Source organism: Demequina rhizosphaerae (assembly GCF_000971255.1).
GTDB lineage: Bacteria > Actinomycetota > Actinomycetes > Actinomycetales > Demequinaceae > Demequina > Demequina rhizosphaerae.
Genome location: NZ_BBMC01000002.1, coordinates 85,781 through 98,141 on the forward strand (window position 1 = coordinate 85,781; position 12,361 = coordinate 98,141).

12 protein-coding genes are annotated in these 12,361 nt (G+C 70.6%); 4 read left to right on the forward strand and 8 right to left on the reverse strand.

The features are described 5' to 3' along the window. Window positions 1-16: 16 nt before the first annotated feature. The 5 genes from AOM07_RS00480 to AOM07_RS00500 form a co-directional block, all read right to left on the reverse strand. Window positions 17-976, reverse strand: a complete 960-nt coding sequence (locus AOM07_RS00480; protein ID WP_062310165.1) for a 5'-nucleotidase — start codon at window positions 974-976, stop codon at window positions 17-19. A gap of 86 nt (window positions 977-1,062) precedes the next feature. Next, window positions 1,063-1,932 (reverse strand): FAD/NAD(P)-binding protein, encoded by an 870-nt coding sequence (locus AOM07_RS00485; RefSeq protein ID WP_062310169.1) that lies wholly within the window; start codon window positions 1,930-1,932, stop codon window positions 1,063-1,065. Between the two features lie 114 nt (window positions 1,933-2,046). Further along, window positions 2,047-2,655, reverse strand: coding sequence for an RES family NAD+ phosphorylase (locus AOM07_RS00490; protein ID WP_062310172.1), 609 nt, complete (start codon window positions 2,653-2,655; stop codon window positions 2,047-2,049). After that, entirely contained in the window at window positions 2,649-3,245 is a 597-nt protein-coding gene (locus AOM07_RS00495; protein WP_062310175.1) for a hypothetical protein, read from the reverse strand. The genes AOM07_RS00490 and AOM07_RS00495 overlap by 7 nt, the downstream gene beginning before the upstream one ends. A 121-nt stretch (window positions 3,246-3,366) precedes the next feature. Next, on the reverse strand, window positions 3,367-4,107 hold the full coding sequence (locus AOM07_RS00500) for a hypothetical protein (protein WP_156171727.1): 741 nt from the start codon (window positions 4,105-4,107) through the stop codon (window positions 3,367-3,369). A gap of 300 nt (window positions 4,108-4,407) precedes the next feature. Here AOM07_RS00500 and AOM07_RS00505 point away from each other — a divergent pair, with 300 nt between their 5' ends. From AOM07_RS00505 to AOM07_RS00515, 3 genes are read left to right on the forward strand one after another with little or no spacing between them, the layout of a single operon-like run. Then, complete coding sequence (locus tag AOM07_RS00505) at window positions 4,408-5,610, forward strand: sensor histidine kinase (RefSeq protein WP_156171728.1); 1,203 nt, start codon at window positions 4,408-4,410, stop codon at window positions 5,608-5,610. After that, on the forward strand, window positions 5,607-6,638 hold the full coding sequence (locus AOM07_RS00510) for a DUF8320 family protein (protein WP_156171729.1): 1,032 nt from the start codon (window positions 5,607-5,609) through the stop codon (window positions 6,636-6,638). The genes AOM07_RS00505 and AOM07_RS00510 overlap by 4 nt, the downstream gene beginning before the upstream one ends. A 52-nt stretch (window positions 6,639-6,690) precedes the next feature. Next, on the forward strand, window positions 6,691-7,665 hold the full coding sequence (locus AOM07_RS00515; protein ID WP_062310187.1) for a hypothetical protein: 975 nt from the start codon (window positions 6,691-6,693) through the stop codon (window positions 7,663-7,665). A 54-nt stretch (window positions 7,666-7,719) separates the two neighbouring features. Here the strand turns inward: AOM07_RS00515 and AOM07_RS00520 are convergent, their stop codons facing one another. Continuing rightward, window positions 7,720-8,868 (reverse strand): 4Fe-4S dicluster domain-containing protein, encoded by a 1,149-nt coding sequence (locus tag AOM07_RS00520; RefSeq protein ID WP_062310190.1) that lies wholly within the window; start codon window positions 8,866-8,868, stop codon window positions 7,720-7,722. 122 nt (window positions 8,869-8,990) lie between these two features. Here AOM07_RS00520 and AOM07_RS00525 point away from each other — a divergent pair, with 122 nt between their 5' ends. Next, window positions 8,991-9,935 (forward strand): hypothetical protein, encoded by a 945-nt coding sequence (locus AOM07_RS00525; RefSeq protein ID WP_062310193.1) that lies wholly within the window; start codon window positions 8,991-8,993, stop codon window positions 9,933-9,935. Window positions 9,936-10,005: 70 nt separating this feature from the next. On the opposite strand, the gene AOM07_RS00530 is transcribed toward AOM07_RS00525, so the two are convergent. Then, window positions 10,006-10,986 (reverse strand): hypothetical protein, encoded by a 981-nt coding sequence (locus AOM07_RS00530; protein WP_062310194.1) that lies wholly within the window; start codon window positions 10,984-10,986, stop codon window positions 10,006-10,008. A gap of 52 nt (window positions 10,987-11,038) precedes the next feature. After that, a complete protein-coding gene (locus tag AOM07_RS00535; protein WP_169748100.1) occupies window positions 11,039-12,352 on the reverse strand; it encodes an HsdM family class I SAM-dependent methyltransferase in 1,314 nt (437 codons plus the stop codon). Window positions 12,353-12,361: the final 9 nt, after the last annotated feature.

Below are 12,361 nucleotides of genomic sequence, written 5' to 3' on the forward strand. Positions count from 1 at the left end.
GTCCGGGTGGGGCCTGCTACCCGGCCGGTTCCTGGGCAGGCACCGTGTCGACGATCTCGTTGGCGACGCCGTAGGGCACGTGGACGCCCATGATGAAGTCGGTGGCGTCCTCGAGGTGGCTGGCCTGGTCGTCGAAGAAGATGTGCGGGCGCATCACCTCGAGCACCTGGGACTTCGCGACGCCGCCGAGGAAGAACGCGTCGTTGACCTCGACGCCCCAATCGCGCAGCGAGCGCACGGCGCGCTCGTGGGCCGGGGCGGCACGGGCGGTCACGAGGGCGATGCGGAGCCGCTCCTCGTAGGCGGGGTCGGAGTCCTTGCGGGCACGTTCGAGCGCCTGGATGCGGTTGAGGTCCTTGAGCAGGGGCTGCAGCAGGCCCGGACGCAGCGCGTGCTCGCGGCGGTCGACCTCGTGGTCGCGGAAGGCGTCCATGCCGGCGGTCTTGAAGATGCGCTCGGAGCCGTCGTCCGCGAGGACGCCGTCGAAGTCGAAGGCGATGCGCAGGCCGGGATCCGACGCGTCGTACGCGGCCGCCGACGGGAGGACGTGACCCGCGGGGAAGCCCGCGGCGATCGCATCGTCCACGTCCTCACGGTTGCCCGACAGGAAGAGGGACATCTCGAGCGCGCCGATGTACGCGTACGGCGCCTGGCCCTGCGTGAAGACGGCGCGCGTCATGGTGAGGCCGTGCGCCTCGATGGAGCGCATCACCCGCAGGCCGGTGCTGGGGTCGTTCTGCGACAGGACGATGATCTCGACCAGGGGGTCGTCGGCGCGCAGGTCGTTGAGCGCGAGGAGGCGCTGGACGAACGGGAAGGCGGCGCCGGGCTCGAGCGTCTCGTCGATGCGCTCGTCCTGGTAGTGCCGGTACGCGGTCTCGCCGTGCTCGCGGAAGTAGGCGTCGGACTCGGCGAGGTCGAACAGCGCGGACGAGGCCACGCCCACGACCAGCCGGTTGTCGAGTGCGTACCGCATGCGCAGCGGGTCTCCTTCGCGTCGGGGGCAGGGGTTCGACCCTATCCGCCGGGGCGGACAGCGGTCACTCCCCTGTCTCGCCGCCGCTAGAGCTCGCGGACGTTCATGAGCGGCTCGAGGCGTGCGAAGTCGAGGACCGGCCCGTCGACGCAGACGAACAGCTCGCGCAGCTGGCAGTGCCCGCACAGCCCCACGCCGCACTTCATGCTCCGCTCCATGGAAAGGCGGATCTTGGGCTTGGGGACGCCGCGGGCGTTGAGGGCGGTCGCCGCGGACCGCATCATCACCTCGGGTCCGCACACGAAGGCGAAGGCGTTGCGGGGGTCGAAGCCGGCCCGCGCCACCAGCTCCGTCACGAAGCCGACCTTGCCCTTGTAGCCGTAGGGCGCGTTGTCGACGGTCATCTGGAGGTTGACGCCGTCGAGGTCGGCCCAGCGGTGCATCTCGTGGCCGTAGAGGATGTCGTCGGGGGTCCTGGAGCCGTACAGCAGCAGGACCTTGCCGTAGGCATCTCGGTTGCGGAGGACGTCGAGGATCGCGGGGCGCAGCGGGGCCAGGCCGATGCCGCCGGTGACGAAGACGACGTCGTGGCCCACCGCATCGTCCACGTCCCATGACGTGCCGAAGGGGCCGCGGACGCCGATCTCGGTGCCGGGCGCGGCCTCGACGAGGGCGCGGGTGACCGCGCCGACGTTGCGGATCGTGTGCTCGAGCGGCGCGGGGCTGGCCGGGTCGCCGGAGATGGAGATGGGCACCTCGCCGACGCCGAAGGCGTGGAGCATGGTGAACTGGCCGGCCCCGAAGGTGAGCGGCTCGGTGCCGTCGGCGGGGTCGAGCAGGAGCGTGAAGGTGTCGCGGGTGTCCTGGCGCACGTGGGTGATGACGTAGCGGCGCGGGACCATGGGGTCGGCGGGCTGCGGGCCGGGCGACGATGCGCGGGTTGCGGTGGTGGTCATGAGACGCCTCCTCTAGCGACGCTAGGCCGTTGTGAGGCGCGCGCGAGGGACCTTGGTCCGGGACGGCGGCCGTGCACCATCTGGCGCAGTGGTTCCAGCGGGGTATGCGTGGGCTCAGATCGCGTAGCCGAGCTCGTCGGCGATCGCGGACAGCAGCCGCACGGCGGTGGGGTCGTCGGCACGATGGATGAGGGTCGCCCTCCGTCCCACCTTGGCGGCGCCCGCGGCGAAGAGAACCACGTTGACACCGCTGCGCGCGGACGGGACGAGCAGCCCCTCCACGGCCGGGTCGACGGTGAGAACGCTGCTCGCGAGCCGCCGACATGACGCCCGCGGGCCACCGACCACACCCGCGTCAAGCCTGGTGCGGATGAGGAACCTCCCCTGCGCGGTGAGGTCGAGCAGCCTCAGCGGCTCCGGCATGAAGGACACGATGACGGGGTCGTCGCTGTGCACGTCGATGCGCCGCGTCGCGTGCCAGGCCTCCGCGACGGCGCCGACGAGGTCGCTGGCCGCGTAGAGCACGGCGCGTGCGGGCTGATCCCGCGGCGGCGGCACCTGGGGGTCCCACCGCATCGTCCGCAACGGCCCGTAGGTGCGGGGCTCCCACCACGGGCGTACACGGTCGCCCGAGGTGCGGACGATGCGCCAGAGCGGCCCCTCCCACGCCGTGAAGTCGGTCGGGCGGAGCGAAAGGTCGGGGGTCGGCCGCCCGTTCACCACAGACGCAGGCCGTCGGCCAGCTCGGCCACGGGCGCCGGGTCCCGCCCGGCCGTCAACCACCGCATGGGCGTCTCACCGTCGAGGTCCTCGTCCGGCGTCGCCATGAACGCCTCGACCGTGCGCAGGTCGACACCGTCGAGATGGGTGGCCACCTGCCCCCAGCCCGGGAGCTGGCCCGCGTGGGTGAACTGCCACGCAGGCAGGCGCAGGCGGCCGCGCGTGTCGCGCATCGCGAGGAGCTCACCGCGCTCGTGGCGGCGGGTGATGGTCGACACGGACACGCCCACACGGGCCGCTGCCTCTTGCGCGGAGAGCGCGCCCGCGAGCGCAGCACTCGCTGCCAGAGCGTCGGCGAGTGTCGCCTGGGTCGCGATCGCGGGCGCGTTGTGCGCGGCCCGGACCCGTTCCTGCGCGTTCGCCGGCAAGCCGGAACCCGCGAGCATGACGTCGAGGTCGGAGTCCGCGATCGCCGAGTAGACCACGCCGCGCCGCACGGCCGCGTCGACCGAGGCCTGGATCTCTTCGACCGTGATCGCGCCGGCCTCGACCTCCTCGGCGAGCGGGAGCGGCAGCTCGATGAAGTGGGTCATGACTTCACGCTACGTCCGTGCGCATCATGACGCAATGCTTTGCGCCACGATGCATCTGGCCGCGGCAACGCAACGTACGGCTCGTCTGGACGCGGCACGGTCACGCGCCGATGCCCCTCTCTCATGCGTCCGGCGGATCGACCAGCAACGGGCGCGTGAGGGGTGGGAGCAGCCGCGGATCACGCACAGCGATGCGGGACATGTACTCCAGCACGTCGGCGTGCCGGCCGACGCGGATGGTCGCGAGGATGCGCGGGTCCTCGACCGCCAGCACCTGCAGGCGAGCCAGCGTGTCCGGATCGCTCACGCCGTGACGCTGCCAGGCGGGGTCCTCGGCCGCCCAGTAGCCGGTGTCCTCCTCCGGCGCGCTCGCGCGTGGCGCGGGCGCGACGTCGACGTCGTCGTCGATCTGCCTGATGCGCCCCACCGTATCGAGCCTCTCCACGATCTCCCATCCGTCCGGCCAGTCGCGCTGCAGCAGGTCCCGCGCGAGGTGGGGAGGGACGGCATCGGCCCAGACCTGGACATATCCGTCGGCTGGCCGGTTCACGGCGAATCCCGCGCCGTCCAACTCCTGCAGGACCGGCCTGACGGTCGCCTCGGTGCCTTCAGGATGGGTCAGCCCGAGCAGCACGCCGGGCATGAGGGCCGAGATCTCCACCACGTGAAGGCTGGAGTCGGCGCCGAGCTCGCACCGGACCAGGTCGCCCACCACGAGGGGTGTGCCCATGAGGAAGTTCTCGAGGCGGTAGGTGCCGCCGCCCTCGCCCGCGTCCACCGCCGTCGCCCATGGCCACTCCCCCGCCATGCCCACCTCGGGCTTGTACGCGAGGTGGATCGTGACGTGATCACCGCTTCGCATGTGCACCTCCTCGAACTCTCGCACCGTAACAACGGCCACCGACACCGAGCCGGTTGTCCACAGGGCTGGGTTCGTTGGACTGATCCCGCAGATCGGCGGCATCTGAGACGGGGAGCGCGGCGAGCGCACCCCACCGCCACGCTTGCCCCGTGCCAACCTGCCGCCGAGCAGGCACCATAGGCACAGGGGACCTCGGCCGACGGCGGTCGAGGGCTGCGGCACGTGTGGTGGGAGGCGGCACATGGCGCGGAGTGGGAGCGAGCGCGTGTGTGCGCATGCGACGCGGGCCCGGTGCGCCTCATGACGACGATCGAGACGCCTGTGGTCCGCAGCGCGCTCGAGCGCATGCAGCGCACCACCTACTTCGCGACCGGCCTGGCAGCCGCGCTGTTCGCGGTGCTCTTCGCGGGCGGCGCCAACGGGTTCCTCGTCCAGATGGACCAGCTGCGCGCCCCTTTCGGCGCGTTCACCGTGCTCGTGGGCGTCCTGATCCCGGCGAGCCTCGCGGTGCTCGCCTTCGCGGCGAGCATCCGGGTGCTCCGCTGGATGGTGACGGTCGCCGCTGCCGGCTTCGTGCTCTCGCAGCTGCTGTGGGTGCCGATGATGACCGTCGACGTCCTCGACGACGGCGCCGCGCCCTGGCTGCAGGGCTTCGGCGCGCTGCACGCCACCCTGCTCGCGGTCGCGTGGCGCCGGCGCTGGGTGTGGGCGTACCCGGTGGCGCAGGGGCCGCTCGTCGCGGTGGTCGAGTACCTCGCGGCCGGAGGCGACCTCGAGCAGTCGCTGCTCGACGGGATGGGCGCCCTGGTGACCTCGCTCATCCTCACCGGGGCGGGGGCCGCCGTGGTGGCCGCGGCGGCCAAGCAGGACAGGGAGGCGGCGCGCGCCCGCGCCGAGGCGGCGCGCGAGGCGTCGCAGCGCACCGGCGAGCGCGAGCAGGCGCGGATCAACGCCCTCGTGCACGACGAGATCATGTCCGTCCTGATCGCCGGCGTGCGCTCCCCCACGCCCGCGGCGGTGCCCGAGCGGGCCCGGCGCGCGCTCGGCTCGATCGACGCGATCCGGCAGGCGCGGTCCGGCGAGACGGAGTACCCGCCCGAGCAGCTGGTCGCGGCGCTCCGCGCCACGGCCAACGACATCGGCGAGGACATCCTCGTGAGCGCGACCGTCACCACCGCGGAGAAGATCCCCGCCTCCGTGGTGACGGCCCTGGCGGAGGCGACAGGCGAGGCGCTGCGCAACAGCGTGATCCACGCGGGCGACCCGGGCAAGGCCGTGAAGCGCACGGTGACCGTCGCCGTCGCCGACGGGGAGGTCCGCGTCACCGTGCGCGACGACGGCCGCGGCTTCGCCCCGCGCTCGGTCTCGTCGCGCCGGCTCGGGCTGCAGGTGAGCATCCGCGGCCGCATGGAGGCGCTGGCCGGCGGCGGCTCGCGCATCGCCTCGACGCCCGGTCAGGGCACGACGGTCGAGCTGTGGTGGCGCCCGGAGGCGACACGATGAGCGCGGCGGCTCCGGCGCCGGTGCGCGGCGGCACCGATATCAGCCGGCTCCTCGGGCTGGGGACGCGCGGCGCGCAGCTGATCCTCGCCGTCTACATCGCCTCGAACATCGCGTTCGTGGCGAGCACCGCCGACGTGCTCGACCACGTGTGGGCGTCGTACGCCGCGGTGGCCCTCGTCACGGCCGGCGGCGTCGTCGTGACGCGCCCGCACCCGGATCCCTTCCCGCTCGGCCTGACGTTCGCGGTGCTCGGCATCGTGGTGGCGTCGACCGCGCTGGTGCTCTACGCGCTTCCCGACACCGGCACGCTCGGCCGGGCCACCTGGTACCTGGGCGCGAACACGTGGCTCCTGTGGTTCCTCATCCTCCGGCGTCGCGCGCGCCTCGCCTGGGCGGGCGGTCTCGTCATGGTCGCGGAGACGATGGCGTGGGCCGAGCTCTCCGGCCGCGGCGCCCTCGACGGCCTCAACCTCGCGAGCCCGCAGGTCCTCCTGCTCGTCATCGCGACGCTCTTCGGCGGCGCGCTGCGGCGCTCGACGTGGCGCATCAACGCGCTCGCGCGACGGTCGGTGGACGCGGCGGCGGCCGCGGGCGCGGTCGAGGCGGCGCGGCGCATCCAGGATCAGCGCGCCGACGAGCTCGCCGAGGTGGTCGTGCCTGCGCTCACGCTCCTCGCCTCGGGGACCCCGCTGGACGATGCGCAGCGCGAGGAGATCGTGCGCGTCGAGGCGCAGCTGCGCGACTCGGTGCGGGGGCACGGGCTGGCGCTGCCGCCGATCGTCGCGGCGGCGACGCGGGCCAGGTCGCGCGGGGTCAACGTGACGCTGCTGGACGACCTTGGCGCGCCGCTGTCGTCGGCGGAGAACGCCGCCGTCGTCCGCGCGGTCGAGAAGGCGCTCGACGCGGCCGCGGACGGCAGCGTGACCGTGCGGCTGCTCCCCTCCGGGCGCGAGGACATGCTGACGATCGTGTCGCTGGGCGGCGACGAGGTCAGGCGGGTGGCGGTGCCCAGCGGGGCTGGTTCGTAGGCGCGAGGCTGCGCGGAGGGGTGCTGTCGGACCGTCGTCCTAGCCTCCGACTATGGCCCACGAGATCCAGCTCATCAGCGACGGCATCGGCCTCGCAGTCATCGGCGACCCGGCGGCGGTCGACGCCTTCCTCACCTCCCAGAATCTGCCCTCGCGCGAGCTCGACGGTCGGCAGCTCAGTCGCTTGGAAGGGCGTACATCGACCAAACCCCAGGCCACCGCGGACGTTGCGGAGACCAGCGGCCGCTGGGTCAAGCTCACCCAGGTGCCGGCGCGGGTGATCGACAGGTACGGACTGCGCGCCAACGGCACGTCGGAGGAGCCGACCGGAGCGCTCGCCGGTGTGATGGCCCAGATCGCGCTGAAGCAGGCGATGGACGAGATCAACGAGTACCTCGTCGGGACCGGCACCCAGATCGACGACGTCCTTCGGGCGCAGCCCGACACCGCGGTCGCCGGGATGATCCGCGCCCAGGGAGTCATCGAGGAGGCGCTGACACACCGCGCGGGCGCCGGCGGCATCCCCAAGGCCACGCTGTCCACGGCGCAGGGCACGTCGCTCGTCATCGCCTACACGCAGGCATACGCCCTGCGTCAGCTCCGGGCGCTTGCGGACACGTTCGAGGATGCGGGGACGTCGGACGACCGCGCCGCCGCGGCGGAACAGGCGGCGAGCGAGGCGCAGGAGTGGCTGGCTGTGATCGCCCGCTCGTTCCGGCTCCAAGACTCGCTCCAGGTGCTCGAGCTCGACAGGGTGCTCGACGCGGCCACCGATGAGCTCGACGACCACCTCGAGCACCTCCGGTTCGCGCGCGGCGAGCGGCTGGAGGTGTTGTCGCAGGCCGGCACGCGGCTGGTCGAGCGGATCGACGCGGCCATCGCCGCGACTCGTGACGAGGACCTGCCCGACTCCGCACCGTCGCGCACGGTCATCGAGTCGAGGGACCTCATCGTCGTCGCCGTGCGCGACTTCGAGGACGGGCTGGGCATCGAGAGTGGCCGCGAGTCGCTCGACGCGCATCGGTGACGGGATATCGCGCCCGCGGCGCGCACCGAAGGTGACCGGCGCATCGTCCCGCGTCTAGGTGGATGATGCGGCGGTCGCCATCCGGCCGAGCGCCGCGGCCTCCTCGGTGATGTCGATGCCGACGGGGCACCAGGCGATGCAGCGGCCGCAGCCGACGCAACCGAGCATCCCGAACTGGTCCTCCCAGCTGGAGAGCTTGTGGGTGATCCATTGGCGGTAGCGGGCCTTGACGTCGCCGCGGAGGGGGCCGCCGTGGATGTAGCTGAAGTTCTCGGAGAAGCAGGAGTCCCACACGCGGTGGCGCTCGGCATTGTCGCCGGCGAGGTCGCTGGTGTCCTGGATGGTGGTGCAGAAGCAGGTGGGGCAAACCAAGGTGCAGTTGGTGCAGGCGAGGCAGCGGGAGGCGACGTCGTCCCAGCGGGGACTCTCGGCCGAAGCGCGGAGGACGTCGTGGATGGTGTCGGTATTGATGCTTCTGGTCTGGCGTGCGGCGGCTGCGTCGGTGACCGCGATCGCCTCCTGCTGTGCTTCTTGGCCCCCGGGGGTGGTCGCGATGGCGTCGGCGACCTCCCTGCCGGCTTCGGTTCCGACCTCGAGGACGAAGCGGTGCTCTGGCTCCATGACCTCGGTGAGGAGGAGGTCGTAGGCGGGCGCTTGTGCTTCGGGGTTGGTCGCGGCTGGCCGAGGGCCGGTGCCCATGGAGGCGCAGAAGCAGGTGGCGGCGGGCTCACCGCAGGCGACGGCGACGGTGAAGGTGCCGTCGCGTCGGGCGATGTAGTGGGCGTCGTGGAAGGGCCGGTCGGCGAGGACGGCGTCGTGGATCTGGACCGCGCGGAGGTCACAGCTGCGGACGCCCAGGAGGGCTATCGGCGCAGCGTCCGGGGTGTCGCGCTCGACGGTGAAGTGACCCTCCTCGCGGCGGCCGCGCCAGACGACCTCCTCGGCCGGGAAGAACACCGGCTTGGTGGACTGGGCCGGGTCGGCGAAGCCGAAGTAGGCATCGTCGTCGCGCTCGGTGAGCCGGTAGGCACCCGGTTCCTGGGTGTCGCCGACGCCCCGCGGCAGGTCGGCGGCCGCGTGGATGTCGCCGGTGACGATCGCGTCGCCCCGGACGGTCGGCCCGACGACGCGGTAGCCGCGCCGGCGCAACTCTGAGATCAGGGCGTCGAGGCCCTGCGGCTTGAGGATTCGGATGTCGTCCATGACACGCCTCCTCTTGCGACAGTAGGCGTGTTCTTCGGCGAGGCTAGGGACCTAGGTCCGGGCAGCGCGCGGTGTCGCGATCGTGCGCGGGCGGGAACACGCACCGCTGCTAGCCTCGACTCATGCCCATCGACAACGACGATGTCGACCTCTTCTTCGCCACCGGTGCGAAGTCGAGCAACAGCGGCGTGAATGCGCGACGAGAACGGGTGATCTACGAGCTCGTCGACGCCAGGCTGCAAGGGCGAGGCACGGCAGGCGTGACCGGCGATCGTGCGTCGCTGCTCGAGAGTGCACTCTGGGTCGCCCTGGAATCCCTGCCCGAGAACTTCCCCGACGTTGCAGATGCAACCTTGACTCGTATCTCCGCGCGCGGCGGCCTCGCGCACCGCCACGACTTCGAGCTCTATTACGAGTCGAGCGGGCTCACCACCTCGATTCCGCTCGAGTTCAAGGTGGGTCGCTCGCTCAGCGCGTATCCGCAGTTCCTCCAGGTCCCGGCGCGCCAACGGGGCGTGGTGACCTCCTCAGGGTTTCCGAGCTACGCCGAGTACGTCCACCACGAGTTCGGGAGCGAGCTGAGCGACATCGCAGGGGCTCCGCTGCCCAGCCTCGACGAATACTTGCGCGACGTCGGCAAGTTCACGCCCCCGCCCGGGTCGGCCTTCTTCGTCACGTTGAAGGAGGCTGCGAAGGACCGCGAGCGGGACAGCGCCGACCGGCTCTTCGATGTCTTCCACCGATCTGCAGACGGGTACCTCTCACGCGTCGAGGAGAGCCTCGAATCCGCCATCGCTTGGGAGAACCTGGCGGTCGACTTCTCCGCTCAGAGCAGCAAGGCATTCCTCATGTGGGACACGGACGCGTCGAGCTTTGCGCTCGAGCGCATCGCGCCCGAGACGCTCGAGCTCGCCGGCTCCGGCCGCGCCGAGATTTCACGCCGGACTTTCCTGCGGACGGGACTCCTGCTCAACACCGCATCCGGAGGTCAGGTGTCGCTCCGCCTGGTGTGGCGCAATCGTGCTGCGGTGCAGAACCCGGCGTGGCAGATCAAGCGCGTCAGCTGACGGGTGGCGGCAGCACCGACCGGTCCGGGGACGGAGCCCACCGATCGCGGTCACCTCATGGAGAACGCGCTCACACCAGCTTGATCTGCCAGGCCGGCCCCAGGATGCCGTTGCCGTTCTTCCAGCGCAGCAGCGCGTGAAGCGCGCGCCCGTTGGTCGTCGGGAGGATCAGTGTGTGATTGAGCGTGCTTCCTCGGGGAGCCGAGGCTGAAGCGCTGCGCGTCAGCACGAGCGGCGACGCCGAGAGCCGCTGCCACGCAAAAGTCTGGGTGTTCGCGTCCCAGAGCAGGAAGGCCTTCGTCGACTGGTAGGTGAGTCGGGTCTGAAGCGACTCCCAATCGATAGCCGTGTCGGCGCATGCACCCACGTCGTTGAGGTAATCGTGCGCGCTCGCACGGTAGGCGTTTGTCGCCAAGAGCCTGAACTCGGCGTCAGCCTTGTACAGGCCCTTCAGCTCTGCGAGCACGCTTCCCGGAGCGGCCGACGTCTTGTAGACGTTCGCGTCGTAGGCGCCGCGAGCCGGCATGGCCATGCCAGCGGCCTGAACGATCGCGGGCAGCCCCTGAGGATGATTGAAGTGCGCGTCGGAGTAGGTGCCGAACCCAGGGGCAGTGAATTTCCCCGGGTGCGCGTAGACCTGCAGGAACTGCGGCTGGCTCTGGATGGTGCCGCCGTTCTTCAGCTCGACGGCCAGCGTGTGGGAAGTCCCGCCGCGGGCGTAGATGAACTCGAAATCGTGGCTGTTGCCTCGTCCCCCGAGCCGGACCACGTTCGTGATGGCGCGGTTGTTCACCGGCCCCTGCGGCGCGGGGATCTGCAGAAGCGCGTTCTGCAACGCGGTCTCGACGATGCCCCAGGCGTTCGTAAGATGCCCACGCGGCGCACGCGGGGCTCCGATGCAGATCTCCTCTGCCAGCTGCAAGACCACCGCCTCACGGTCGTCGTTGGCATTCCCATTCGCGGTACGGGAAGCGGTGGAGAAGAAGGCATTGATCGCCTGCGGCGCGGGGGGCGCGGAGGCGACCGCGCTGGACGTCGGCGTGATGGACAATTGATTCTCCCTCAGTCGGTGTGCTGCACATCCCTCGTGTGCCGCTCGAACGTCAGAACAAGGTCTGGACGTCACCTTCGGCTGCCGGCTCCGACATCCCGCCGGGGCGTTCGATGTCGAGCGGAAGCCAGTGCGTGAGCTCAGTGGCCGAGAGTTGTGTGTTGCCCGTGAGGTTACGGACCCGCTCTGACATCAACGGAGATCGGAGCGCCGCGAGCACGTCCGAGATCGAGACTCGCGGCGTCACACCGGGACGGGATCGGATGACGTTGACGTGGTTCTCGCCGACGAACTTCATGCCTTCGGGTACCAGCGCACAGCGCAGGCTCCCTGCGCCGACGGAGCCGACGATGCGGTTGACGATGATCGCGGGCCCCTCGATCGGGGTGACTCCCTCAATGTATTGCGGCCGCTTCGGGTGGTCGTCGTTGATCAGGACGTCCGGCTCGGCACCTATGTTGCTGGCCCACATCAGCGGCACGGTGGATGCCGAGGCCTCTCGCCGCAGGCGCTCGCGATGATTGTTCCAGACCACGGTTCCGGTGACGGCCTCGTAACCCAGCGCCCACAGCGAGGACCGGCCCTCATACAGCCCCTCGAAGTGGGCGGCATTGTCCGTGAGGATGACCCGGTGGCGGGGGCTCCCGGAGAGGGCGCCGAGGTCGGCGGTGAAGCGCGTCGACTTGCCCCCCTTCTTGAGCACGATGAGCTGAACGCTCGTCTGCGCATCCGCGAACACACGACTCCCGTCGAGCACCTCGAGATGCTCGACCGACGCGTGTTCGCGGATGTATTCGCGAAGGCGCGAGAAGTAGGCGCCGTTGTTCATCGACGGCGGGACCACATAGGCGACGTGCCCGCCGTCGCGCACCGACTCGAGCGCCACGGCGAAGAACAGCGCGAAGATGTTCGGCCGGCCCGAGATCACCGAGGCGTACTTGCGCTTGGTGGAGGAATCGATACCACGGATCTCGAAATACGGCGGATTCCCGATCACCACATCGAACGGGGTATCCGGCCGGTTCAACAATCCGTCCTGTTGGATGAGCGTCGCGTCCGGCACGACCTCGCGCGCAACTGATAGCGCCTGCGGGTCGATATCCCAGCCCTCAAGGTAGAGTCCGCTCGCCCGGCGCTCAGCGGACAGCAGGAACTCTCCCGTTCCGACACCAGGATCGAGCACCCGGTCGCCGTCGGCCAGCGGCACAGAGTCGAGGAGCCTCTCCCGGACGGAGCGGGGTGTGAGGTACTGCCCGAGTGCCTTGCGTTCACCGATATCGCGCACCTTCAGGTACTCCTCAGACGCGGGCGAGTACGCCCTCTCGTCCACGAGGTCTACCGCTCCGATCGCATCTCCGAGTGACATTCGCACAGA

Bases quoted from the DNA above. Each gene is read 5' to 3' on its own strand.
- AOM07_RS00500 (WP_156171727.1), bottom strand. From the start codon at position 4,107: ATGCGAAGCGGTGATCACGTCACGATCCACCTCGCGTACAAGCCCGAG.
- AOM07_RS00505 (WP_156171728.1), top strand. From the start codon at position 4,408: ATGACGACGATCGAGACGCCTGTGGTCCGCAGCGCGCTCGAGCGCATG.
- AOM07_RS00525 (WP_062310193.1), top strand. From the start codon at position 8,991: ATGCCCATCGACAACGACGATGTCGACCTCTTCTTCGCCACCGGTGCG.
- AOM07_RS00515 (WP_062310187.1), top strand. From the start codon at position 6,691: ATGGCCCACGAGATCCAGCTCATCAGCGACGGCATCGGCCTCGCAGTC.
- AOM07_RS00510 (WP_156171729.1), top strand. From the start codon at position 5,607: ATGAGCGCGGCGGCTCCGGCGCCGGTGCGCGGCGGCACCGATATCAGC.
- AOM07_RS00535 (WP_169748100.1), bottom strand. From the start codon at position 12,352: ATGTCACTCGGAGATGCGATCGGAGCGGTAGACCTCGTGGACGAGAGG.
- AOM07_RS00520 (WP_062310190.1), bottom strand. From the start codon at position 8,868: ATGGACGACATCCGAATCCTCAAGCCGCAGGGCCTCGACGCCCTGATC.
- AOM07_RS00480 (WP_062310165.1), bottom strand. From the start codon at position 976: ATGCGGTACGCACTCGACAACCGGCTGGTCGTGGGCGTGGCCTCGTCC.
- AOM07_RS00495 (WP_062310175.1), bottom strand. From the start codon at position 3,245: ATGACCCACTTCATCGAGCTGCCGCTCCCGCTCGCCGAGGAGGTCGAG.
- AOM07_RS00485 (WP_062310169.1), bottom strand. From the start codon at position 1,932: ATGACCACCACCGCAACCCGCGCATCGTCGCCCGGCCCGCAGCCCGCC.